A 23,479-nucleotide genomic window follows, 5' to 3' on the forward strand; every position below is an offset into this window, starting at 1 on the left:
AAACCGAGACCGGCTACTCCGATACCATGCCGGGATCGCGTTCCACCGCCATCGGCAGGCGCATGATGAAGCTGGCCCCGCTCTGCGCATCCTCCCGGTCGCCGATGCTGATCTTGCCCTGATGTCCTTCGACGATGGATCGCGCGATCGCGAGGCCAAGGCCCGAATGCTTGCCGAATCCCTCGCCTTCCGGTCGGACCGAATGGAAGCGGCGGAAAATATGCTCGCGTTCCGATTCGGGGACGCCGGGGCCTTCATCCTCGACGCTGACCAGCACCTCATCGTCCGCCACTGTCGCGACGATCTGCACCAGGCCGTCATCGGGCGAGAAGGAGAGCGCATTGTCGATGAGATTGTCGAGCACGCGGATAAGCCGCTGTTCCTCACCCAGGACGACGGCGACATCCTTGCGTGGCCGGGCGAAGGCGAGGCGAACGCCGCGTGCAATCCCGCGGGCCTCCCGGGCGATGACCATCCGCTCGATGAGCAGGCCAAGGTCGATCGGTTCGAATCGCGTCCGCGACAGTTGCGCGTCGATGCGAGAGGCTTCGGCGATGTCGGTGACGAGCCGGTCCAGCCGCCGCACGTCGTCCTGCGCGATCGCCATGAGCTGCGCGCGTAACGCGGGCTGATCGACCCGGTCGAGCGAATCGAGCGCGGACCGGAGCGAGGCGATCGGATTTTTGAGCTCGTGGCTGACGTCGGCGGCAAACGCGTCGGTCGCGTCGATCCGCTGGCGCAATGCGTGGCTCATGTCCGACAAGGCGCGGGCGAGCATGCCGATCTCGTCACGGCGATCGGGCAGGCGCGGCACCGTGACCTCGCGCGCCCGGCCGAGGCGGACGCGCACGGCCGCCCGCGCCAGCCTCTGCAGGGGCTGGACGATGGTGCGGGCGAGAAAGAGAGACAGCAGGATCGAGGCGAGCATCGCGACCGCCAGCACGATGCCGAGCCGCAGCCGTTCGGCGCGCACGATCCGGGTGATGTCGCGGGCGTTCTCGGTCGCCAGCAGGGCGGTGCCATCCTTCATCGGCACAGCCGCCGAAATCACCAAAGTGCGATCGGGCGCGTAGCGGTCCATCGTCTGCGGCTGCCCGGTCTTTTGCGCGAGCATCAGTTCGGGCCACGCCGACGCGCGATCGATTTGCGGTTCCTCGAAATTGGGCGGGCGATCGGCGGACACGATCCGGTCCATCGCCTTGTCCAGGAAACGCGCGACATGGCGACGCCATTCTTCTTCTGACGGCAGGCGCAGCCGATATTGCGGGGTTTCCATTGTGAAACTGTCGGCGATCCGACGCCCGTCGGGGGCATAGCGGCGCACCCGGTCCTGGGTCTGGCGCGCATAGTCGGCGATCAGTGCGTTCTGCCGCTCGGCCGGCACATTTTCGAGTCCGATCGCCAACAGCCGCAGTTCGCGCGCAGACTGTTCCAGCCGCGCGTCGACGATTCGCGTGCGATAGCTGTCGAGATAGAAGAAGCCACCCGCGAGCAACGCGAGCGCGAAGACGTTCACCGCCAGGATGCGCGGGGTCAGGCTCACCTGACCGGACCAGCGCAACGCGACGGGGCCGTCATTCTTCGGAGAAACGATATCCGGCGCCATATAATGTGTCGATCGCGTTGAAATCGGAATCCACCTCGCGGAACTTGCGCCTCAGGCGCTTGATATGGCTGTCGATCGTGCGGTCGTCGACATAGACGTCATCCTGATAGGCCGCGTCCATCAACTGGTTGCGGTTCTTGACAACGCCGGGCCGGGTGGCAAGCGTTTCGAGGATCAGGAATTCGGTGACGGTCAGCGTGACATCCTGGCCGTTCCATTTCACCCGGTGGCGTGGCGGGTCCATCTCCAGCCGGCCGCGGACGATCGGTTCCACCACCGGATCGTCGGGCGCTGGCGGGGTGCGGCTGACTTCGGCGCGGCGCAAGATGGCGCGGATGCGCGCGATCAACAGACGCTGCGAGAAGGGTTTGGAGATATAGTCGTCCGCGCCCATGGCGAGGCCCAGCGCCTCGTCCAGTTCATCGGTTTTGGACGTCAGGAAAATCACCGGCATCTGCGCCTTTTCGCGCAGCCGCCGCAGAAGCTCGATGCCGTCCATGCGCGGCATCTTGACGTCGAACACGGCGAGGTCCGCCGGGTTTTCGAGCAGCGCCTTGAGCGCGGCTTCGGGATCGGAATAGATGCGCGTCACGAATCCTTCCGCCTGAAGCGCGATCGAAACCGAGGTGAGGATGTTCTTGTCGTCATCCACCAGGGCGATGGTTGCGGTCATGCGTCCTTCCAGTCCACGCCGGGCGGGCGTCCGCTGTGCGTTAGACCAAGGGGCGGGCAGCCGCAAGGAAGTCGCCGTCACTCTTGGGCGCGTCCCCCAAGGATGCTATACCGGGGCGATCAATGCGGAGTTATGGCCATGGGCATGTTTGACGATCTGGCGGGAAATTTTGGCGGCATCGGCGCGATCGCCGCGAGCATGGGGCTGGAACCGGAACAGATGCAGGCGTTGCTGGGCGAGATGAGCGCGAAGATCAGCGGCGGCGAGACCAGCGTCGCCGCGCTGGCGGAGGTCGCGGCGGCGCATGGCGTGTCGGCGGACAAGTTGCAGGAACTGATGGGCCAGTTCGGCGATCCGCAGGCGATGATGGCGATGCTGGGCGGGATGTTCGAGGGCGAGGATAATCCGCTGAACAAGCTGAGCGGCCTCGCCAAGGGACTTTTCGGATAAGCGCGCATAAAAGGGTCGGGGCGAACAGCTTGGGCCCCCCCAAGTTTTTTTCGCCTTGCCTTGGGGACGGGCAACCGGCATTCGCGCCGGTGAGCGAATATTGCGAACGATATGCAACTGGCGCGCGCCGGCAGGCATGGGTTTGGCGGGAGTGAAGGGTTTGAGCGACGTGACGATCGAACAGGGGGCGCTTGAACCCACCGGCGCCCTTTCGGTGGAGACGGTATTGTCCGTCCGCCACTGGAACGAGCATCTGTTCAGCTTTCGCATCACGCGGCCGGCGAGTTTCCGCTTCCGGTCGGGCGAGTTCGTGATGATCGGCCTGAAGGGCGACAATGGCAAGCCGCTGCTGCGCGCCTATTCGTTGGCCAGCCCCGCCTGGGACGAGGAACTGGAGTTCCTGTCGATCAAGGTGGAGGACGGCCCGCTGACGAGCCGGCTGCAACTGATCGAGCCGGGCGACCAGATTTATCTCGGCCGCAAGCCCACCGGCACGCTGGTGACCGACGCGCTGCTGCCGGGCAAGCGGCTGTTCATGCTGTCGACCGGCACCGGCCTCGCGCCGTTCCTGAGCCTGTCGCGCGATCCCGATGTCTATGATTTTTTCGAGCAGGTCGTGGCGGTCCATTCGGTGCGCCGGGTCAGCGATCTGGCGTTCCATGAGGATCTGGGCAGCAAACTCGCCGAGGACCCGCTGGTGGCGGAGCAGGCCGCGAGCCAGTTTCATTATGTGCCGACCGTGACGCGCGAGCCGTTCGACGGGCATATGGCGCGGATCGACATGCTGATGGAAAGCGGCGCGCTGTTCGCGGGCATTCCCGGCGCGGCGAAGTTCGATCCCGAGACCGACCGGATCATGATGTGCGGCAGCATGGAGATGATCAAGCAGTTCGCCGCCTGGTTCGAGGCGAACGGCTTTACCGAAGGGTCCAACGCCGCACCCGGCCAGTTCGTGATCGAGCGCGCCTTCGTCGGATAGACCGGCGGCCAGAAGGAGGGGTGCGGGCGCGAAAGCGGGCTTAACTTCGCATATTTCCCGCATATTTCGCCCATTTGTTGCGTGGCCGCGACATTTCATAACAAGCGCGCTCCCGGACCAATGCGGTCGGCGGGGGCGGACGGGGCCGGTGCGTCGGCCTCTTCCTCCATCCGCGCCTGCGTCGCGCGGGCAGCGCGGCAGGCGGCGTCGACCGCCGCCGGGCCGCGTTCGATGCTGGAGCGGTCGAACCAGGGCAGGTCGACCGCGCCCCAGTCGACCGGATTGGGCGGGCCATCGTCGGCGAGCCGTTCGTCCAGCTCGCGCGCGGCCATGCGCTGGCGGTGGGGCAGGGCGTCGCGCGCGCCGTTGAGATCTGCGCCGAGCGCACGCAGGGCGATCAGCATCAGCCGCGCCTCGCTCGCTTGCCGAAAGCCGATGACGCGGCCCCGGCGCAGCAGCGGGCGCTGCGGCGATTCATGGATGATGCCGAAGGCGCGGTCGCGGGCGGCGTCCAGCCCCATCTCCAGCGCCCAGTCCCACGCGGCGGCAAAGCTTTCCGCGCCGGGTTTCGCGCGCAACTGATAGGCCGATCGCGGCGAACAGGCCACGCTGCGCGCCGCCTGCGCGACGACGCCGGTCCGGGCGAGGGCGGCGATGAAGGCGACTTGCGCCTCCGCCGACCAGCCGCGCGCGCGGCGCTGGAGCGGGACGGGGGTGAAAAGAAGGGGGTCGTCCGGGTCGGTCATGCGGGGAGTGTGGCATGAACGCTAGGGAATAGGACAGGGGGATTGGCGGTTGGTAACAGAAGGTCCGGTTTTCGGCCGGGAGACGCGGAAAGTTTCCGGTCAGTCGTCGACCAGAAATTGCCGCTGGTATCCCCGTTTGAACTTGCCGATTGCGGACGTCTCCGATCATGATAATTTCGGGTTCATGAAGGCACGTCAGAAGAAGCTACGCCTGACCGAAGCGACTGCTCGATACTTGCGGCAGATCGGGCGGAAGGCGCAAAAAGGTGAGGAACCGAACGATCGCGGCTTTGATCGCAAGCTCGATGAAAAACTTAAGCGAATGCGGCCTGAAGACGTAGACGCTCTTTTTCGTGGCGAAGACGAATAGCGCTGTAGCAGCGGCGACAAATGACCATTTCAAGCCTTAAATAGCAAACTTAACTCGGCGAGATTGCGGACATTCATGCTGTATGCGAACATCGCGCCATGAGGCTGCTTGGTGTCCTTTCACTGATTTGCGCGATCTCGGCTTGCTCGGAGCAACCGAAGCGCGAGACTTGGGCCGTAGTTGTTAGCATTGCGGAGCACGCGAACCCAAAATGGAACCCGAATGAGCTTGTAGTCACGGCGAAAGGTCAAGATGGAGCCATCGGATCAAAGCCTGTTCTAAGGGCACGCCTCCACTGCCGCATTGGAGATACCGTTCACGGTTATGCGCGCGGCACGTCGCTCACGTTGGATGACAGCGCTTGCGTAAGGTCTGCTTTCTGATTTGCGTGCTTATAAGCCGACTTTCCGCTACCCACCCACCCTTACCGTTTGCGACGCTGAAAGCGGAGAATGGCCCTCCGCGTTAGCAACCCTACGGCCGTGCACGAAATCGCGATGATTATGAGCGCCAGCCAAAACCATGTGTTATCGCTTTCGCAAGGACGGGGCGCACCTTCGCAGCCGCCACTTGCATAGGTCGCGATGAAGAAAAACGGCAGTCCAAATACGATGCCAAAGATGGATGCGACAGCACATCCGATCCGTCCAGCACCTGTAGCTGGGCTTCTATAACCTTCGTGATCCACCATGTGAGCATGTCGTAAGCCGGGGTTGCGGGCAAGGTCCGCTATAGCTCCTTCTCATCCTAAAACCGGACTGTCTCCTTCCCACCCCTAATCGCCGTTCAATGGTCCGGAGACATCTTCAATCGCCGTGAAGGTATCCGGCCACTTTCGGACAGGGTAAAATCGGCGCCAAGTGTGGCCGAACAGTGTGGTTTGCGGACGGTCTGCGCTTAACCCTCTCCCGCGAAAACGGGAGAGGGCTCAAAATAGGACCGCTTCTGGTCGACGGCCCAGCAGTCGCTTTCTTATTCAGAGATAGACAGCGCTGACGTGGTTGCCGCGATCCGCCTGCCCTTATTGCGCCGGCAGGGTGCCCGGCCGCAGATGCGCGAACATGTGGGCGACATAGTCGGCTTTGCCCAGTTCGATGCCGTGCGCGCGCAGGATCGCGTAGGCGGTCAGGATGTGGAAATAAAATTGCGGGAGCGCCCAGTCACGGACATAGTGTTCGGCGGTGAGGTCGAATATCATGCCTTGCGGCAGGGCGTGGGCGATCGGCGTGGCCGGGTCGATCGCGGGGGCGTCGGTCGCCGCCGCCTCCACCATGCCGATGGTGGCGGCGATTTTCGCCTGTGCGTCCGCGATGGTGCCGGGACGCTCGGCGGCGTTGCGTCCCTCGTCCAGTAACAGGGCCACCGATGGGGGCAATTCTTCCTGCCTTAGCCGGGACAGGCCTTCCTGTGCCTGAACGCAGGCAAAGCTGATCTGCGTCGACAGCGGGAACATGTCGGGCGCGAGGCGCGCGGTAAGCAAGGCCCGTCCCCCATCGCCCGCCGGGTCAATCTCGACTTTGCCGAGCCATGCGGACAGTGCGCCCAACATCTGCACATAGGTCGGCGCGAGCATGGCCAGCAGCATTATAGACTTTCTTGCGAGGGTAGGGGGGACCTCGCCCCTCTATCGCGCGCTTTCGTTCATCGCCACATTGTTCGCGCTCGTCTGGTCGGCGCCTGAGCGGTTGGTGCTCAGGAAGCCGCCGCCGAGGACTACAGCTAATGCCACGACCACGAGCAGCAGGCCCCAGACCAGGGCGTTGCGGTTGACCTTGTTGCGGGAGCCGGCGCGCGCCTCGACCTTGTCGAGATGGGTTTCGGTGCCATTGTCTTCGGTGTGCATGCGGTTCCTCCGTTCGGGCAAGAAGCGCATCGCGGGGCTGGTGGTTCCCCCGGCGTGGCGGGTTTGCGGCTTGGGCGGGGGCGCACGCCGGGTGTCGGGCTGTTCGGCCTACAGCCGTTCGACCCGTAATATCGTGCCCTCTGCGCCCACGACCCGCATCTTTTCACCCGCTGGCGCCTCGTCGCCGCGCGCGGTCCAGACGCTGTCGCCGACTTTGACGCGGCCCTTGCCGGCGGTGATCGGATCGGTGACGATCACGATCTGGCCGATCAGGCGGGCGGTGCGGTCGTTGAGGAGGGGGTCCTCGCTCGCGACCGGATTGTCCCTGTACCAGCGGCGGCCGCCCCAGACGGCGGCGATGCACAGCGCCGCGAACAGCAGGAACTGGAGCGCGACGCCGATCGGCAGGACCATCGCGGCGAGGCCGGTGACGGCGGCGGCGATGGCGATCCAGATGAGGAAGACGCCGGGTAGCAGCACTTCGCCGATGCCGAGCAGCGCGGCGAAGACCAGCCACCACCAATGATCTTCGAGCAGGGGGAGCCAGGGGGTCATGCGCGGGGACGACGGTGAGGGGGTGCCTTCTCGACAGGTTCGACGTGAACGGATGTTGGAGGGTTGAGCCTGTTCGGGCGGTGGCGGTTGGGGGCCCTGGGCTCCTGCTTTCGCAGGAGCGAAAGGGAAAGGGAGGCCGGGCCGCTCATCCCTGGCTCTGGCCGAAGGGGGTCGGGCGGGGGCGGGGCGCGGCCGGGGGTGCGGGCGGCGGGCCGTCGCCGCCCAGCGCTTCGCGGGCGAGCGCGCCGATGCCGCCCAGCGTGCCGATGAGCTGGGTCGCCTCGACCGGGAAGAGGATGGTCTTGGCATTGGGGGAGGTCGCGAACTGGCTGACCGCCTCGGTATATTTTTGCGCGATGAAATAGTTGAGCGCTTGCGGATTGCCGGCCGAGATGGCGTCGGAGACCATCTGGGTCGCCTTGGCTTCCGCTTCGGCCTCGCGCTCGCGGGCTTCGGCGTCGCGGAAGGCGGCTTCGCGGCGGCCTTCGGCTTGCAGGATCTGGCCCGCCTTTTCGCCTTCGGCGCGCAGGATTTCGGAAGCGCGCGCGCCTTCGGCATCGAGGATGTTGGCGCGCTTTTCGCGCTCCGCCTTCATCTGGCGGCCCATGGCGTTGACGATGTCGGCGGGCGGGCGGATGTCCTTCAGTTCGACGCGGGTGATCTTGACGCCCCAGCTTCCGGTGGCGTGATCGACCACGGAGAGGAGGCGGGCGTTGATCTCGTCGCGCTTCGACAGGGTTTCGTCGAGGTCCATCGAGCCCATGACGGTGCGCAGGTTGGTGGTGGCGAGCTGCATGATCGCGACGTATAGTTCGGAGACTTCATAGGCGGCCTTGGCGGCGTCGAGCACCTGGAAGAATACCACGCCGTCGACCGACACCATGGCATTGTCCTTGGTGATGATCTCCTGCCCCGGAATGTCGACGACCTGCTCCATCATGTTGATCTTGCGGCCGACGCTGTAGAAGAAGGCGGGGTAGAAATTGAGGCCGGGCTTTGCGACTTCGGTGAAGCGGCCGAAGCGTTCGATCGTGTACTGATAGCCCTGGCGCACCACCTTGACGCTGACGGCGAGGTAGAAGAGCACCAATATCGTGACCGTCAGTGCGAATGTCGTGATCATGCCTGTGTCCCCCCGAAATGCTTGCCGACTATGCGCGCAAATCGTTAACGGGGGAAGTCATTGCCGGAGACCGCCCCCATGTTGTTGCGCCACGCCCGATCGCTGCTGTTCCTGCCCGCGTCCAACCCGCGCGCCATCGCCAAGGCACGGACGCTGGCGTGCGACATGGTGATGCTCGACCTGGAGGATGCGGTGCCGGACGGTCAGAAGGCGGAGGCGCTGGCCGGGGCGTTGGCGGCGCTGGGGGAGGGGTTTGGGCCCAGGCTCGCGGCGGTGCGGATCAATATGGCGGGGACGGCCAGCCATGGCGCGGAAATGGTGGCGATGAAGGGCGCGAGGCTTGATTATGTCGTGCTGCCCAAGGTGGAGAGCGCGCGGCAGGTGAGCGACCTGTTCAGCGTGAGCCAGAAGCCGGTGATCGCGATGATCGAAAGCGCGGCGGGCGTGCTGGCGGCGCGGGAGATCGCGGCGGCGGAAGGGACGGCGGCGCTGTTCATGGGGACGAACGACCTGCGGCAGGATCTGGGGATTCCGGCGTCGGCGGGGCGGGCGGGCCTGAGCCTTGCCTTGCAGTCGGTGGTGCTGGCGGCGCGGGCGGCGCGGATTGCGGTGTTCGACGGGGTGTATAACCGGCTGGAGGACGAGGCGGGCTTCGAGGCGGAGTGCACCGAGGGGCATGCGCTCGGGTTCGACGGCAAGACGCTGATCCATCCCAATCAGATCGCGGTGGCCAACCGGCTGTTCCGGCCGGATGCGGCGGCGCTGGCGGAGGCGCGGCGGCTGGTGGAAGCGGCGACCGGCGGGGCGGAGCGTTTCGAGGGGCGGATGATCGAGGCGATGCATGTCGAGGAGGCAAGGGCGCTGATCGCGCGGGCGGCGGCGGTGGAAGGATAAGGTTCAGCCGGGCCCGGCGAGGCGGGCGGCGGCGTGGATTTCCGCGCGGGAGAGCAGCAGGTCGAGATCCTCGCGGGCGATGTCGAAATTGTCCGCCAGATCCTCCAGCGCGCGGTCGATATCCTGCGCGTGAAAGCCCGCCGCGATGCGCATGTCGTCGATCATGGCGGGGGGCATGGCGGCCTGATGCGGGTAGCTGTGGCCGCTATAGCGATGAAAGACCATGCCAAGCGAGACGAGCGCGATCGAGTTGATCGCCACCGGCGCGAAGGCGAAGCCAAAGCCCGCCGCGTGGATCGCGGGCGCGCCGATGACGGCGGTCAGCGCCGCCGCGCCGCCCGGTGGATGCAGGCAGCGCAGCAGCGACATGGCGAGGATCGCGCCGCCGACCGCCACGCCCGCCGCGACATAGGGATCAGGTACGAAACGCGCCGCCGCGACGCCGACCAGCGTCGATATCATATTGCCGCCGACGACCGGCCATGGCTGCGCCAGCGGACTGGCGGGCACGGCGAAGACCAGCACCGCCGACGCGCCGATCGGCGCGACGATGGTGGGGAGGTCGCCCAATATCTGCGGAAACTGGGCGCAGACGATGATCGTCAGCGTGACGCCCGCAGCCGCGCCGATGCAGGCGATCAGGCGCGGCAGGAAGCGGGCGCCCGCGAGCAAGGGGCGAAACAGGGCATGGCGCATGGTCGATCTTCCCAAGCCGTCGGCGGCGCCAGCGCCTTTCCCAGCTGGCGCCTGAAAAATCCACCGACATTTGCCGGGGCGGAATAAAGCGCGGCTATCAGGCGCGATCAGGAGGCCCGGTGTCGCGCGGTCAGCAGATAGTTGATCGCTTTGTTGGCGGACAGGATGAAGCCCTTGGCGGGCGAGAAGGCGAGGCCGCTGCTGTCCGTCACCTCCAGCCCGGCATCGTCCAGCAGCGCGGTCAGTTCTTCGGGGGTCACGAACTTGCCCCAGTCATGGGTGCCCGGTGGGATGCCGCCGACGCTTTCGCCGATGGTGATCATCGCGAGGCGCGACAGGGGCGTGCGGTTGGGGGTCGAGAGGATCATCAGGCCGTCGGGCGCGAGCCTGGCGGCGAGCGCGCGGACGAAGGCGGCCGGATCGGCGACATGTTCGATGACCTCCATCGAGGTGACGAGATCGAAGCCGGCCTCGTCCAGTTGTTCGACCGGCGTTGCGCGATAGTCGATGGGCAGGCCCTGCGGCTGCGCATGGGCGCGGGCGGCGGCGATATTTTCAGGGGCGGCGTCCAGTCCCGTCACCGCCGCGCCCAGTCGGGCCAGCGGCTCGGCAAGTAAGCCCGCGCCGCAGCCGACGTCGAGCGCGCGCTTGCCGGTGAGCGGACGGAAGGCGTGGCCGTCTCCGTGCCAATGCGCGTCGATCGCGGCGCGGATATAGCGGAGCCGGACCGGGTTGAGCTTGTGCAACATCGCGCTGCTGCCCCGGGGGTCCCACCAGTCGGCCGCCATCGCGCCGAAATGCGCGGCTTCGCGGGGGTCGATCGTGCCGTTGCCCGGGCCTGCCTTAGCGTCGGCTGCGTTGCTTGCCATATTCGTCCCTGCTGCTAATAGGAGCGCCGCTTTTCTTACCCGGCGGACGCCTCGGTCCGCCTTACCAGCAGGCAGGCTCGACAAGCAAATGGCGCGCATCGTGATGAAGTTCGGCGGCACCTCCATGGCGGGGATGGAGCGGATTCGCAATGTGGCGGCGCGGGTCAAGCATGTCGCTGCTCAGGGTCATGAGGTCGCCGTCGTCGTATCCGCCATGGCGGGGGAGACCGACCGGCTCGTGGGCTTCTGCAAGGAAGCATCCGCGCTGTACGACCCGGCCGAATATGACGTCGTCGTCGCGGCGGGCGAGCAGATCACCAGCGGCTTGCTGGCGATGACGCTCAAAGCCATGGACGTGGACGCGCGCAGCTGGCTCGGCTGGCAATTGCCGATCCGCACGGTCGAGGCGCATGCCAAGGCGCGGGTCGAGAGCATCGACACCAACGATCTGCTGGCCGCGATGCGGTCTGGCCAGGTCGCGGTGATCCCCGGATTTCAGGGCCGGATGGCCGATGGCCGCGTATCGACGCTGGGCCGGGGCGGATCGGATACGTCGGCGGTGGCGGTGGCGGCGGCGATCAAGGCCGACCGCTGCGACATCTATACCGATGTCGATGGCGTCTACACCACCGACCCGCGCATCGTCGCGCGGGCGCGCAAGCTCGACCTCGTCACCTATGAGGAGATGCTGGAGCTGGCCTCGGTCGGCGCGAAGGTGCTCCAGACCCGCTCTGTCGGGCTCGCCATGAAGGAAGGGGTCGTCGTCCAGGTGCTGTCCTCCTTCGACGACCCGACGCAACAGGATCTGCCCGGCACGCTGATCGTCAGCGAGGAGGAACTGGAAGCCAAGCTCAAGGAAGACAAGATGGAACGTCAGCTCATCACCGGCATCGCCCATGACAAGAATGAGGCGAAGATCACCGTCACCCGCGTGCCCGACCGTCCCGGCGCGGTCGCCCATATCTTTGGGCCGCTGGCGGATGCGGCGATCAATGTCGACATGATCATCCAGAATGTCGGCCGCGACAAGGGCGAGACCGATGTCACCTTCACCGTGCCCGGCGCGGACCTCGCCCGCGCGCTCGACGTGCTGGAGGCGCAGAAGGAGACGATCGGCTTCAACCGCGTGATCCCCGATACGAAGGTCGCCAAGATCAGCGTCGTGGGCGTCGGCATGAAAAGCCATGCGGGCGTCGCCAGTACGATGTTCCAGAGCCTCGCCGATCGCGGTATCAACATCCTTGCGATCTCGACCAGCGAGATCAAGGTGAGCGTGCTGATCGACGAGGATGAGACGGAACTGGCCGTGCGGGTGTTGCATACGGCCTACGGGCTCGACGCCACCATTTCCTGATACTTCCCAGTTCCGTTCGCTTCGAGTAGCCGTCGAGCCTGTCGAGACGGCGTATCGAGAAGTTGGCGCGAGCTGTCTCGATACGGGCTCTCGACAAGCTCGATCCCTACTCGACACGAACGGTTGAAAAATGAACGCTAACCACAAACTCACCTCCCTTATGGCGCGCGGTTCCGAATTTCTGGGCTGTCCGAGCGCGATCCTGTGCGGGGCGATGAGCTGGGTGTCCGAACGGCATCTCGTATCCGCAATTTCCAATGCGGGCGGGTTCGGGGTGATCGCCTGCGGGGCCATGACGCCGGCGCTGCTGGATGCGGAGATCGGCGCGACCAAGGCGCTGACGGACAAGCCATTTGGCGTGAACCTCATCACCATGCATCCGCAGCTGTTCGAGCTGATCGAGGTGTGCGCCAATCATGCGGTGAGCCATGTCGTGCTGGCCGGTGGGTTGCCGCCCAAGGGCAGTATCGAGGCGATCAAGGCCAAGGGCGCAAAGCTGATCTGTTTTGCACCCGCGCTGTCCCTCGCCAAGAAGCTGGCGCGCTCGGGCGTCGATGCGCTGGTGATCGAGGGCATGGAGGCGGGCGGCCATATCGGCCCGGTGTCCACCAGCGTGCTGGCGCAAGAAATATTGCCGGAAATGGCGTCGCAACTGCCGATATTCGTAGCCGGGGGGATCGGCCGGGGCGAATTGATCGCGGGCTATCTGGAGATGGGCGCGGCGGGCGTGCAGCTTGGCACCCGCTTTGCCTGCGCGACCGAGAGCATCGCCCACCCGGCGTTCAAAAAGGCGTTTTTTCGCGCATCGGCTCGCGATGCGGTGGCGAGCGTGCAGATCGACCCGCGCCTGCCCGTCATTCCGGTGCGGGCGCTCAAAAATGTCGGCATGGAGAGCTTTACCGTCAAGCAGCGCGAAGTCGCCAATCTGCTCGACGGTGGCGCCATCGAAATGATGGAGGCCCAGCTTCAGATCGAACATTATTGGGCGGGCGCGCTGCGCAGGGCGGTGATCGACGGCGATGTCGAGGGCGGGTCGCTGATGGCGGGGCAGTCGGTCGGCATGGTCACCAAGGAAGAGCCGGTCGCCGACATCATCGCGCAGCTGATGGACGAGGCGGCGGCGGCGCTGGAGCGGCGAGCCGCCTGATCCATACCGTGAACGGTTAATCGCCTGTTCCCTTGATCCCTATTGCAGTGCAATAGAAAACGATATTTCGCGGAGACTGGAATGCGCGCCGATCGCCGGCTCTTTAATCGTTTCGCCTTGGTGCTGGCATTGATGCTGGCTGCCTGTCAGCCGGCCAAGCCACCGCCGACCCCGCCCCCGCCGGTCGTACCGACGATCATGCCGCTGCCCCCGCGCGGGTCGGCCCCGGACATGGAAGTGCCCGCCAAGGACGCGACCGGCCGATATATCACCCCCAATCGCAATATGATGGGGGAGCAGGCGCTGTGGCATGTGCGCATGGCACTGAACGTCGCGGCGCTAGGGTGCCGGACGCCCGGGGAGCCGGCCAAGGTCCAGTATAACCGCATGCTGCATATCCACGTCGTGGCGCTGAAAAAGGCCAATGACGCGGTCGAGGAGAGCTATAAGGCGCGCTATGGGGTCAATGCGTTCGACATGCGCGAACGGCTGAACACCGTCGTCTATAATTTCTTCGCCCTGCCGCCCGCGCAAAAGGCCTTTTGCGACGTGGCGGTGGCGACGCTGACGATCGTGAACGGGCTGACGCCGGAACAGCTGATCGACTATGCACCCAAGGCGTTGCAGGCGCTGGAAAAGCCGTTCGAGGATTTCTGGGACGAATATGCCGAATATCTGCGCCGGCTGGAAGAATGGCGGCGGCGCTATGGCCGGCCGAGCGTGAAGGTGGAAGGGTGGCATGACGATGCCGCGCCGCCGCCCGCTCCGGCAGCGCCCCATCTGCCGACCGAGCAGATGCCCGATGCACCGCCGCAAAAGCCGTCGGACATGATCCTGCCGCCATCCTGAGGACGGGGCGCTAGGCGACCGTAGAGGGCGCTTTGGGCGGCAGTGGGAACAGCGCCACGAACCGGTCGGCGAGCGCCCGGTCGCCCTTGACCGTCAAAGCGTCGGCGACATCGGAGAAGGTCGCGCCGCCATAGATGACGGCGACCAGCGCATTCTGATCGCCGGCAAGGACGACATCCGCGCCGTCCGCAGGACCCCGATCGATCGCAAAGTCGCCATCGCGCAACCGGCCGCGAAATTCCTCTTCCCCAAAGCGCAGGCCGATGGTGGCGTCGAGATCACCGATCGCGGCGCGGTCTATCATCGTGCGCAGGGAGAGGATGACCGACACATTGCTCATCGGCATGCCGGGCGGCATCGTGGGGGAGCGACTGGCCCAGCGGCCGAGCACGTTGAACAGGATTTCCGACTCGCGGCCCCAGTCGGTCAGCGCGTAGACCTGGGCAGCGGCGGGGGGCGGCAGGCGGCGCCGGACGAGGATGCTGGCGGCTTCCAGTTCTTCGAGCCTTTGCGTCAGCACATTGGCGCTGATTCCGGGCAGGCCGGCGCGCAGATCGGTGAATCGCTTGGGGCCGAGCATGAGTTCGCGCATGATCGGCATCGCCCAGCGATCGCCGACAAGGTCGAGTGCATGGGCGGTTGCGCAACCGTCATTATAGGCTCTTTTTCTGCTGCTGGCCGTCATTGGTTATCTTTTCTAACTTACAAGTTGTTTTAGATAATGATCTGTTGCAGAAAGTTCAAGCGACCGAGTCGGCGCTGACGGCGCTGCGCCCGCGCGGGACTATAAGGAGAGAGACGATGCGCTATATCGACGGATTTCTGGTGCCTGTGCCCAAGGCAAAGAAAGAGGCTTACAAGGCGCTGGCGGAAATCGCCGGGCCGATCTGGATCGAACATGGCGCGATCGACTATGTCGAGGCGTGGGGCGACGATATTCCGGTCGGTAAGACCAATGATTTCCGCACCGCCGTGATCGCGGAGCAGGATGAGGAAGTGGTCTTTTCCTGGATCATCTGGCCATCCAAGGAAGCGCGCGACGCGGGCAATGCCAAGGTGATGGCCGACCCTCGCCTGAAGATGGAGGGGCAGGACATGCCCTTTTCGGGCGCGCGCATGATCTATGGCGGTTTTGCGTCGCTGGTCGAACATAAGGGCTGATGAATTAGCGAACGGGAGAGCGACGATGACCGACGTGACGGGCAAATTCTTCTGGTACGAGCTGATGACCAGCGATCCGCAGGCGGCGATCGCCTTTTACAGCGATGTCGTCGGCTGGACCGCGCAGAGCTTTGGCGATGATCCGGGAGCCGATCCCTATCATGTGCTGACCGGATCGGGCGGGCAGATGGGCGGCGTCATGGCGATCCCGGCGGAGGCCAAACAGTGCGGCATGACACCCTGGTGGGGCGGTTATGTCGGCTCGGCCGATGTCGACGCCGATGTCGCGCGGCTGACGGCGGCGGGTGCGCGCGTGAAGCGCGCGGCGGAGGACATACCGGGCGTCGGCCGTTTCGCGGTGATGAGCGACCCGGGCGGGGCGATCTTCATGCTGCTCAAGGGATCGAGTCCCGAGGGGTTCGAGGCGCCGCCGGCGATGGCGACCGGCCATGTCGGCTGGCACGAGCTGGCAAGCGGCGATTATGACGCCGACCTGACCTTTTATACCGGGCAGTTCGGCTGGGTGACGGGCGATGGCATGGATATGGGGCCGATGGGCACCTATCAACTATGGTCGCAGGATCGGGTGGCGCGCTTCGATGCCATGACCGGGGCGATCATGCCCAAAGTCCCGCAGCAGCCAGCACCCGGATGGCTGTTCTACTTCAATGTCGGCGATATCGACGCGGCGCATGAGCGGATTACCGCCGGCGGCGGATCGGTGACGAACGGGCCGATGGAGGTGCCGGGCGGCGCGTGGATCGTGCAGGCGATCGATCCGCAGGGCGCGGCCTTTGCCGTCGTGGGCATGCGCGCCCAACAAGGGAGCAAAGCATGACCAGCCAGGTCGCAACATGCCTGTGGTTCAATGGTGAAGCGGAGGAAGCCGCGACTTTCTATACCGCGCTGCTGGGCGGGTCGATCGATGGCGTCATGCGCTATCAGGAGGATTCGCAGTTCCCGCCCTTTTTCAAGGCGGGGACGGTGCTGCTGGTCGAATTCACGCTGTTCGGGCAACGCTTTCAGGGCCTGAACGGCGGGCCGCAATTTCCGCTGAGCGAGGCGGTGTCGATCAGTATCACCTGCGCGGACCAAGCGGAACTGGATGCGCGGTTCGACGCCCTGACCGCCGATGGCGGGGTGGAACGGCCGTGCGGCTGGCTGAAGGACCGGTTCGGCATGTCGTGGCAGCTTGTGCCGCAGGCGATGATCGCGATGCAGAAATCGGGCGACGGCGCGGCGATCGCGCGCATGACCGGGGCAATGATGACGATGCACAAGTTGGACATCGCGGTTTTGGAAGCTGCGTTTCGGGGAGATGCGGCGTGAGCGGCGAGGCCTATGAACTGTCTGTGACCTGCTTCATCGCCGCGCCGCGCGATGTCGTGTGGACCGTGTGGACCCAGCGCACGGCAGAATGGTTTTCGCCGGCACCGTGGAAAACGGAGATGATCGCGCAGGACTTGCGCGCCGGGGGACGCACCGCGCTGCGCATGACCGGGCCGAATGGCGAAGACACCGGGCCGCTGGAAGGCGTGATATTGGAGGTGGTGCCGAACGAGCGGATCGTCACGACCGATGCCTGGCGTGTGGGCTGGGTGCCGCAAAAGCCGTTCATGACGACGATCTGGAGCTTCGCCGACGAGGGCGAGGGCACGCGCTATAACGCGACCGTGCGCCATTGGGATGCCGAGGCGAAGGCGAGCCATGAGGCGATGGGTTTTCATCCCGGCTGGGATATCGTGGCGGCGCAGTTCAAGGCTTTATGCGAGGAGTCTGTAGGGCGTGATTGAGGGGTGAGTCAGTTTCGGTAATACAAGGCTTCGGGGCGAGATGGGGTCCCGCTTTCGCGGGGACGACGGGAGGGTTGAGCAGGGGGCGTTTGTTCAAACCCAGAAAAAAAGGCGTCCGGGTGGCCGGACGCCTTTTCTGCGAGCCGAAGGCCGAGCGGTTTGTGACCCGACTGCGTCGGATCAACCACTCTAGTTCCTTGTTTTATCGCGATTTCTCAGTCATCAGCCGATTCCGTCTGATTAGAAATCGCTTCGAGCGGGTCAGGCCTTGTAGGTCTTGTCCACCGCTGCCCGGAATTTGGCCATGTCGGCGGCGGAGCCGACTGTGACGCGCGACACGGTGGGCCAGATCGCCCAGTTGCGGCCGATCTGGATATTCTCGGCCAGCAAGGCCGTCTGCATCGCCTTGGCGGGCTTTGTTTTCCAATCGACCATGAACATATTCGCCTGGCTGCCCGGATGCACCATGATGCCCTTTTTGGTCAGCCAAGCGATCGTTTCTTCGCGATTGGCGACCATCTCCGCGCGCCGCGCCTTGATGAGATCGGCCTGCGTATAGACCGCCTTGCCGCACGCCATCGCGGTGATCGAGATGCCGCCCGCCGCCGGGCCGAACAGCATGATGCGCTCCTGCACTTTGGGATCGGCGAAGGTAAGGCCGAGGCGCACGCCCGCCATGCCGAACAGCTTCGAGAAGGTGCGCATGATGATAAGGTCCTTGCGCCCGGCAAGGAATGTCGCGGCGCTGGGCGCTTCGGAGAAATGGAGATAGGCTTCGTCCACCAGCAGCATCGCGTCGGCCGGCTTGTTGTCGAGCAGCCATTTGATGTCGGCGAGCGGCGTGACGGTGCCGGTCGGATTGTTGGGCGAACAGATATAATAGAGACCCGCATAGGGATTGGCGGCCAGCATCGCCTTGACGTCGCTACCCTTGCCGATGGCCTGCGGCGCCTTGGCGATGGGCGCCTTCACATAATCGGCGGTGCGCCAGGCGGATTCGAAGGTCGGATCGGCGGTGACGAGGCCTTTGGTCGGCGAACAATAGGCCGCGACGATGCTGACCAGCGGGCCGCCCGATCCCGGCCAGACGCGAACGCTTTCCTCGGGCAGGCCTTCCACCTTGGCGACGGTGCTGACCAGATCGCCCATATAATTGTCGGGATCGTACCAGTTGCCGGATGCGGCGGATTCGCGGATCGCCTCGATGCCGGCAGGGAACGGCCCGGTCCAGCATTCATTGGCGCCGATCCGCGTCGCGCCCTTGATTCCGCGCGCCGCCTGCTGCTGCGCGAAAGCGGGCATCGTCAGCATCGATTGGGCGGCCGCGCCCGCGCCGATCAGCGCGGCGACCCGGCCCAGCTGGCGGCGGGAATAACCGCGCGCGATCAGATCTTCCTTGGCGTCCTTGTCCAGCATCATGGTCATGTCGTCTGTCCCTTCAAGCGCGAATGAAATGGTTCAGTATGAGAAACGAAGGGGGGGCTGATTGCCACAATGGGCACATACAGATTCCTGGATCCCGCCAAACGGCCAGCAATGGGGATCAGATGATATTCAGCCGCCGGTGGGTTTACAGAAGATATGGTCACGCGGAGACGCAGCGGCGCGGAGAGGCTTTTCATCTCCGCATCCTCTGCGCGACATAAGCTGTCAGACCCTTAAGCCTTGCCGACCTTGTCGACGGCGGCGCAAAAAGCCTTCATTTCTTCGGTCGATCCCACCGTCACACGCGAGACATTGGGCCAGATCGGCCAGCTGCGACCGATCTGCACATTGTTCGCAAGCAGCGCGTCGAACATCGGCTTGGCCGGCTTGCCCCAGTCCACCATGAACATATTGGCATGGCTGCCGGGAATGACCTTATAGCCTTTCTTCGTGAGGAAGCTGACCGCCAGTTCGCGGTTGGCCGCCATTTCCACCTGTCGCCCCTTGATGAGGTCGGCCTGCGCGACCGACACCGTGCCGCAGGCTACGGCGGTCATCGGCAGCAGCGCGGTGACGAAAGCGCCATCATAGCGCATCATCTTTGCCATGAGGGAAGGCGCGGCCAGGGTCAGGCCAAGGCGCATGCCCGCCATGCCGAACAATTTGGAAAAGGTGCGCAGCACCAGCACATCGTCGCGGGTCGCGGCGAGTTTCGCGGCGCGGGGCGTATCGGTCCAGTGGATATAGGCTTCGTCCACGACGAGCACCGCATCCTTGGGCTTGTTCGCGGCGAGCCATTCGATGTCCGCGATCGGCGTGATCGTGCCGGTCGGGTTGTTGGGCGAACAGATATAATAGACGCCCGCATTGGGATCAGCGGCCAGCATCGCGCGGACATCATGGGCATAGGCCTTGTTCAGGGGCACTTTAGTCACTTTCGCGCCGATCCACTCGCCGGTCCGCCAGATCGCTTCATAGGTCGGGTCGCCGGTCACGATGCCGCGTGTGGGCGAGGCGAAGGCGATGGCGACGCGGCTCAACGGATCGCTGGAGCCGGGCCAGGCGGTGATCCGGTCGGCCGGAATGCCCTCGACAGCGGCGACGGCCGCGAACAATTTGGCATGTTCATTATCCGGTTCGTAGCGATTGCCTTGTTTCACCAGCTTGAAAGCCGCTTCGGCGGCGACCGGAAAAGGGCCGGTCCAACATTCGTTTGCGCCGATCTGCACCGCGCCGGCGACCGGTCTGGCCGATTGCTGCGCGCCCGCGCCGACCGAGCGCATGGCGGCGGCGCCCGCGCCGAGCAGCGCCGCCGCCTTGGCCAGCTGGCGGCGGGAATAACCGCGATCGATAAGGTCCTGGGTGAATGCACTGCGCGCCGTCGTAGCCATGATCCTCAATCTCCTGACAGGCGCGGGGCGCGCCCTTTTGATGCAGGACGAAGCTAGCGCATGTTTCCGCCACGTAAATGACCGGATCGCCGCGACAGGCATCGAACGGCGCGGATATAATCGCGTTGGAAAGCAGCCCGGCTATCTGATAGCGCGTCATTCATGCCCAGCACGCCCGCCGCAGCCGCCCGCCAGATCCTGATCCGCCTGCAGGAGGTGATGGCGTCGCGCAACAGCGCGCAGGCGAAGCTGAACAAGGTCGTCGAGGTGATCGGCGAATCGCTGTCGAGCGAGGTCTGTTCGATCTATCTGGTGCGCGAAGGCGTGCTGGAACTGTTCGCGACGCGCGGGTTGAGCCAGGAGGCCGTGCATGTCACCCGCATGGCGAAGGGCGAGGGGCTGGTCGGCCTGATCGCGACCAATGTCGAACCGCTCAACCTGGACGAAGCGGCCGCGCATCCCGATTTTTCCTATCGTCCCGAGACGGGCGAGGAAGTCTATCACAGCTTTGCCGGCGTGCCGATCGTGCGGCGCGAGCGCGCCATCGGCGTGCTGAGCGTGCAGCATGTCGAGCCGCGCAAATATGAAGAGGTGGAGATCGAGGCGCTCCAGACGGTCGCCATGGTGCTGGCCGAACTGATCGCCCATGCCGAACTGGCCGACGATTCGCCGAGCGATTCCCGGGTGCAGGATACCGGAACCATGGTCCTGCACGGGTTGCAGCTGGTGATGGGCATGGCGCGGGGACATATCGTCTTTCACCAGCCGCGCGTCCATATCGAGCATACCGTTGCCGAGGATACCGAAGCCGAGCGCGCGCGCGTCATTTCCGCTTTCACCAAGATGCGCGAGCAGATCGACCGGATGACCGGCGCGGCCGAATTCGGGCTGGAAGGCGAGCATCAGGAGGTGCTCGAAACCTATAAGATGTTCGCTTATGACGAGGGCTGGTCGCGGCGCATCAACGAGGCGATCGAGAGCGGCCTGACCGCCGAGGCCGCGATCGAGCGGGTGCAGCAGCGCACGCGCATCCGCATGCGCCAGATCGACGATCCGTTGTTGCAGGACCGGATGCACGACCTGGAGGATCTGGCCAACCGGCTGTTGCGGATCGTGTCGGGCCAACTCGGCACAGCGGCGACCATGGGACTGCGGCAGGATGCGATCCTGATCGCCCGCAATCTGGGGCCGGCGGAACTGCTGGAATATGACCGGCGTCGCCTGAAGGGCGTGATTTTGGAAGAAGGATCGCTGACCGCCCATGTCACGATCGTCGCGCGCGCCATGGGCGTGCCGGTGCTGGGCCGCGTGCGCGACATCCGTCATCAGGTCAATGAAGGCGACCTCGTCCTGATGGATGTCGCCGCCAATGCGTTGCTGATCCGCCCGACCCCCGACATGGAGGAGGCGTTCGAGAATAAGCTGCACGTCACGCAAAAGCGCCGTGCCGAGTTCACGGCGATGCGCGACCTGCCGTCGGTCACGCAGGACGGCGCGCGGATCGAACTGATGGTCAATGCGGGTTTGCGCGAGGATGCGCAGGCGCTCGACATCGTCGGTGCCGACGGCATCGGCCTGTTCCGGACCGAATTCCAGTTTCTGGTTTCCGCAACGCTGCCGCAGCGCGAAAAACAGCAGCGGCTTTATAAGGAAGTGCTGGATGCGGCCGGTGACCGGCCGGTGATCTTTCGTACGGTGGATATCGGCGGCGACAAGGCGCTGCCCTATATGCAGCGCGACGATGACGAGTTGGAGGATAATCCGGCGATGGGGTGGCGCGCGCTGCGGCTCGCGCTGGATCGCGACGGGCTGATGAAGGCGCAGGCACGCGCGTTGCTGGAGGCGGCGGCGGGCAAGATACTGCACGTCATGTTCCCGATGGTGTCCGAGCCGTGGGAATATGAGCAGGCGCGGGCGCTGGTCGAACATCAGCGGCAATGGTTGCAAGGACAGAAGAAGAAGCTGCCGGTGGCGGTGCGCTATGGCGCGATGCTGGAGGTGCCGGCGCTGGCCGAGGTGCTCGACATATTGCTGCCCAAGCTCGATTTCCTGTCGATCGGCACCAATGACCTCACGCAATTCCTGTTCGCCGCCGATCGCGCGCATCCCCGGCTTGCCGAACGCTATGACTGGCTGAGCATCGCCATATTGCGCTTCCTCGACCGGGTCGTGCGCACCTGTGCCGCCTATCAGGTGCCGGTCGGCGTGTGCGGCGAAATGGGCGGGCGCACGCTGGAGGCGATGGCGCTGATCGGGCTGGGCGTCCGTCGCCTGTCGATCACGCCCGCATCGGTGGGGCCGGTCAAGGCGATGATCCGGTCGATCAACGTGGCCGAGCTCCAGGATATATTACGCGTCATGCTTGCGGACGGGATGACCGATATCCGCGCCGGACTGACGCGATGGGCGGTCGAGCGGGGCGTCGAACTGAGCTGAAGCGCGGGGCGCGGCGTTGACAATCCCCGTCCCTCAATGAGACAAGGCCGGCGATATATTTTCGCGGAGCAGCATGGCAGACGAACCCGAATTCCTGACCGGCGCGACCGATTCGCCCGAGCCATTGCCCGCGACGCCAGGAGCGAAGCTGCGCGCGGCGCGGGAGGCGCAGGGCCTTTCGCTGCACGATGTGGCGACGCGCACGCGGATCGCGCAACGCCAGCTCGAGGCGATCGAGCGGGACGATTATGCGGCACTGCCCGGCATTCCCTATGCGATCGGTTTTGCCCGCGCCTATGCGCGCGCGATCGGTTTCGACGAAGTGGCCATCGCCGCCGATGTGCGGCGCGCCGTAAATAACAGCGATCTGGGCACGGCACGCTATGAAGCGTTCGAGCCGGCCGATCCGGCGCGGGTGCCTTCGCGTACGCTGGCCTGGACGGCGGCGGCGATCGCCATTCTGGTGATCGCCGGCTTTGTCTTGTGGCGCACCCAGATATTGACGGCGCCGACCGGCGAGGAAATCGCGCGACAGGCCGATCAGCCGGTGGCGACCCCACGCCCCGCCGCCACGCTGCCGGTGGAGGCGCAGCCGGTGATCTTCACCGCCATCGACGATGTGTGGCTGCGCATCTATGACGAGGCGGGCGAGCGTCTCAAGGACGGATTGCTCAAGAAGGGCGAGAGCTTCACCCTGCCGGCGGGCGCGCGCAATCCGATGATCCTGACCGGGCGACCGCAGGCGGTGGCGATCACAGTCGGGGGCAGGGCGATCCCGTCGCTCGGGCCGGCGGACCGGACGATCGCCGATGTACCTGTCAACGCGGCGGCGCTACTGGCGCGCACCGCGCCCGCGCCCGCGCCTTCGGGCACGTCCGTGTCGCCCGTGGCCGGTTCGGCGGGCGGGAGCGCGATGGAACCGGCCCTGCGAGGCCGGCCGGTGACGCCTTCGGCCGCGAGCCAGCCGGCGGCGCCGTCCCCGTCGGCCGAGCCTGCGGCGCAGCCTTCCGCGCCGGCGGCGAACGCGACCCCGGCCGACTAGCGCGGCTGGCGGGCGAACCCGTGCCGCACGTCGCGCTTTACGGGGCGAAATATGGCCCTATGGTTAAGGTGAGAGCT

General features: G+C 65.2%; 25 protein-coding genes. 13 read left to right on the plus strand and 12 right to left on the minus strand.

Annotation, left to right across the window (positions count from 1 at the left end; translation table 11 throughout):
- Nucleotides 1–13 precede the first annotated feature (13 nt).
- The gene (locus tag WG907_RS02800) at nucleotides 14–1,606 is read right to left on the minus strand and encodes a sensor histidine kinase (protein ID WP_340231064.1); all 1,593 of its coding nucleotides are present in this window, start codon (nucleotides 1,604–1,606) and stop codon (nucleotides 14–16) included.
- Nucleotides 1,575–2,279 (minus strand): response regulator, encoded by a 705-nt coding sequence (locus WG907_RS02805; RefSeq protein ID WP_340231066.1) that lies wholly within the window; start codon nucleotides 2,277–2,279, stop codon nucleotides 1,575–1,577. The genes WG907_RS02800 and WG907_RS02805 overlap by 32 nt, the downstream gene beginning before the upstream one ends.
- A 138-nt stretch (nucleotides 2,280–2,417) precedes the next feature.
- Here WG907_RS02805 and WG907_RS02810 point away from each other — a divergent pair, with 138 nt between their 5' ends.
- The gene (locus WG907_RS02810) at nucleotides 2,418–2,729 is read left to right on the plus strand and encodes a hypothetical protein (protein WP_340231067.1); all 312 of its coding nucleotides are present in this window, start codon (nucleotides 2,418–2,420) and stop codon (nucleotides 2,727–2,729) included.
- Nucleotides 2,730–2,889: 160 nt separating this feature from the next.
- Nucleotides 2,890–3,708 carry a ferredoxin--NADP reductase gene (locus WG907_RS02815; RefSeq protein WP_340231068.1) on the plus strand — a complete coding sequence of 273 codons (819 nt, stop codon included), beginning with the start codon at nucleotides 2,890–2,892 and terminating at the stop codon, nucleotides 3,706–3,708.
- A gap of 95 nt (nucleotides 3,709–3,803) precedes the next feature.
- Here the strand turns inward: WG907_RS02815 and WG907_RS02820 are convergent, their stop codons facing one another.
- The gene (locus tag WG907_RS02820; RefSeq protein ID WP_340231069.1) at nucleotides 3,804–4,454 is read right to left on the minus strand and encodes a hypothetical protein; all 651 of its coding nucleotides are present in this window, start codon (nucleotides 4,452–4,454) and stop codon (nucleotides 3,804–3,806) included.
- 49 nt (nucleotides 4,455–4,503) lie between these two features.
- Here WG907_RS02820 and WG907_RS02825 point away from each other — a divergent pair, with 49 nt between their 5' ends.
- Nucleotides 4,504–4,824 carry a hypothetical protein gene (locus WG907_RS02825; protein ID WP_340231070.1) on the plus strand — a complete coding sequence of 107 codons (321 nt, stop codon included), beginning with the start codon at nucleotides 4,504–4,506 and terminating at the stop codon, nucleotides 4,822–4,824.
- 1,021 nt (nucleotides 4,825–5,845) lie between these two features.
- On the opposite strand, the gene WG907_RS02830 is transcribed toward WG907_RS02825, so the two are convergent.
- From WG907_RS02830 to WG907_RS02845, 4 genes are all read right to left on the minus strand, one after another.
- Nucleotides 5,846–6,409, minus strand: a complete 564-nt coding sequence (locus WG907_RS02830) for a DUF1993 domain-containing protein (RefSeq protein WP_445326755.1) — start codon at nucleotides 6,407–6,409, stop codon at nucleotides 5,846–5,848.
- Nucleotides 6,410–6,448: 39 nt separating this feature from the next.
- Nucleotides 6,449–6,667 carry a hypothetical protein gene (locus WG907_RS02835; protein WP_340231071.1) on the minus strand — a complete coding sequence of 73 codons (219 nt, stop codon included), beginning with the start codon at nucleotides 6,665–6,667 and terminating at the stop codon, nucleotides 6,449–6,451.
- Between the two features lie 108 nt (nucleotides 6,668–6,775).
- On the minus strand, nucleotides 6,776–7,222 hold the full coding sequence (locus WG907_RS02840; RefSeq protein ID WP_340231072.1) for an NfeD family protein: 447 nt from the start codon (nucleotides 7,220–7,222) through the stop codon (nucleotides 6,776–6,778).
- Between the two features lie 145 nt (nucleotides 7,223–7,367).
- Complete coding sequence (locus WG907_RS02845; protein ID WP_340231074.1) at nucleotides 7,368–8,345, minus strand: SPFH domain-containing protein; 978 nt, start codon at nucleotides 8,343–8,345, stop codon at nucleotides 7,368–7,370.
- A 78-nt stretch (nucleotides 8,346–8,423) separates the two neighbouring features.
- Between WG907_RS02845 and WG907_RS02850 the strand changes: the two genes are divergently transcribed.
- Nucleotides 8,424–9,239, plus strand: a complete 816-nt coding sequence (locus WG907_RS02850; RefSeq protein ID WP_340231808.1) for an HpcH/HpaI aldolase/citrate lyase family protein — start codon at nucleotides 8,424–8,426, stop codon at nucleotides 9,237–9,239.
- A 3-nt stretch (nucleotides 9,240–9,242) separates the two neighbouring features.
- On the opposite strand, the gene WG907_RS02855 is transcribed toward WG907_RS02850, so the two are convergent.
- Nucleotides 9,243–9,935, minus strand: coding sequence for an HPP family protein (locus WG907_RS02855; RefSeq protein ID WP_340231075.1), 693 nt, complete (start codon nucleotides 9,933–9,935; stop codon nucleotides 9,243–9,245).
- Nucleotides 9,936–10,042: 107 nt separating this feature from the next.
- A complete protein-coding gene (gene ubiG / locus WG907_RS02860) occupies nucleotides 10,043–10,804 on the minus strand; it encodes a bifunctional 2-polyprenyl-6-hydroxyphenol methylase/3-demethylubiquinol 3-O-methyltransferase UbiG (protein ID WP_340231077.1) in 762 nt (253 codons plus the stop codon).
- An 88-nt stretch (nucleotides 10,805–10,892) separates the two neighbouring features.
- Between ubiG and WG907_RS02865 the strand changes: the two genes are divergently transcribed.
- The 3 genes from WG907_RS02865 to WG907_RS02875 all read left to right on the plus strand — a co-directional run bounded on the left by WG907_RS02865 (nucleotide 10,893) and on the right by WG907_RS02875 (nucleotide 14,154).
- Nucleotides 10,893–12,158, plus strand: coding sequence for an aspartate kinase (locus WG907_RS02865; protein ID WP_340231078.1), 1,266 nt, complete (start codon nucleotides 10,893–10,895; stop codon nucleotides 12,156–12,158).
- 130 nt (nucleotides 12,159–12,288) lie between these two features.
- A complete protein-coding gene (locus WG907_RS02870) occupies nucleotides 12,289–13,305 on the plus strand; it encodes an NAD(P)H-dependent flavin oxidoreductase (RefSeq protein ID WP_340231079.1) in 1,017 nt (338 codons plus the stop codon).
- Between the two features lie 81 nt (nucleotides 13,306–13,386).
- Nucleotides 13,387–14,154, plus strand: coding sequence for a hypothetical protein (locus tag WG907_RS02875; RefSeq protein ID WP_340231080.1), 768 nt, complete (start codon nucleotides 13,387–13,389; stop codon nucleotides 14,152–14,154).
- A 10-nt stretch (nucleotides 14,155–14,164) separates the two neighbouring features.
- Here WG907_RS02875 and WG907_RS02880 read toward each other — a convergent pair whose 3' ends face one another.
- The gene (locus WG907_RS02880; protein ID WP_340231082.1) at nucleotides 14,165–14,839 is read right to left on the minus strand and encodes a winged helix-turn-helix transcriptional regulator; all 675 of its coding nucleotides are present in this window, start codon (nucleotides 14,837–14,839) and stop codon (nucleotides 14,165–14,167) included.
- 116 nt (nucleotides 14,840–14,955) lie between these two features.
- On the opposite strand from WG907_RS02880, the gene WG907_RS02885 reads away from it, so the two are divergent.
- Genes WG907_RS02885 through WG907_RS02900 form a run of 4 tightly spaced genes read left to right on the plus strand, consistent with a single transcriptional unit; the run spans nucleotide 14,956 to nucleotide 17,108 of the window.
- Nucleotides 14,956–15,315, plus strand: coding sequence for a DUF1428 domain-containing protein (locus WG907_RS02885; RefSeq protein ID WP_340231083.1), 360 nt, complete (start codon nucleotides 14,956–14,958; stop codon nucleotides 15,313–15,315).
- A 25-nt stretch (nucleotides 15,316–15,340) separates the two neighbouring features.
- Entirely contained in the window at nucleotides 15,341–16,153 is an 813-nt protein-coding gene (locus tag WG907_RS02890) for a VOC family protein (RefSeq protein WP_340231084.1), read from the plus strand.
- Nucleotides 16,150–16,644: a VOC family protein gene (locus tag WG907_RS02895; protein WP_340231085.1), complete on the plus strand. Its 495-nt coding sequence runs from the start codon at nucleotides 16,150–16,152 to the stop codon at nucleotides 16,642–16,644. The genes WG907_RS02890 and WG907_RS02895 overlap by 4 nt, the downstream gene beginning before the upstream one ends.
- Nucleotides 16,641–17,108, plus strand: a complete 468-nt coding sequence (locus WG907_RS02900) for an SRPBCC domain-containing protein (RefSeq protein ID WP_340231086.1) — start codon at nucleotides 16,641–16,643, stop codon at nucleotides 17,106–17,108. The genes WG907_RS02895 and WG907_RS02900 overlap by 4 nt, the downstream gene beginning before the upstream one ends.
- 261 nt (nucleotides 17,109–17,369) lie before the next feature.
- Here the strand turns inward: WG907_RS02900 and WG907_RS02905 are convergent, their stop codons facing one another.
- A complete protein-coding gene (locus WG907_RS02905; protein ID WP_340231087.1) occupies nucleotides 17,370–18,533 on the minus strand; it encodes a pyridoxal phosphate-dependent aminotransferase in 1,164 nt (387 codons plus the stop codon).
- Nucleotides 18,534–18,766: 233 nt separating this feature from the next.
- Nucleotides 18,767–19,924 (minus strand): pyridoxal phosphate-dependent aminotransferase, encoded by a 1,158-nt coding sequence (locus WG907_RS02910; RefSeq protein ID WP_340231088.1) that lies wholly within the window; start codon nucleotides 19,922–19,924, stop codon nucleotides 18,767–18,769.
- A 162-nt stretch (nucleotides 19,925–20,086) separates the two neighbouring features.
- On the opposite strand from WG907_RS02910, the gene ptsP reads away from it, so the two are divergent.
- Both ptsP and WG907_RS02920 read left to right on the plus strand, forming a co-directional pair.
- On the plus strand, nucleotides 20,087–22,360 hold the full coding sequence (gene ptsP / locus WG907_RS02915; RefSeq protein ID WP_340231089.1) for a phosphoenolpyruvate--protein phosphotransferase: 2,274 nt from the start codon (nucleotides 20,087–20,089) through the stop codon (nucleotides 22,358–22,360).
- 73 nt (nucleotides 22,361–22,433) lie between these two features.
- Complete coding sequence (locus WG907_RS02920; protein ID WP_340231090.1) at nucleotides 22,434–23,402, plus strand: helix-turn-helix domain-containing protein; 969 nt, start codon at nucleotides 22,434–22,436, stop codon at nucleotides 23,400–23,402.
- Nucleotides 23,403–23,479 lie beyond the last annotated feature (77 nt).

Source organism: Sphingobium fluminis (assembly GCF_037723805.1).
Taxonomy (GTDB): domain Bacteria; phylum Pseudomonadota; class Alphaproteobacteria; order Sphingomonadales; family Sphingomonadaceae; genus Sphingobium.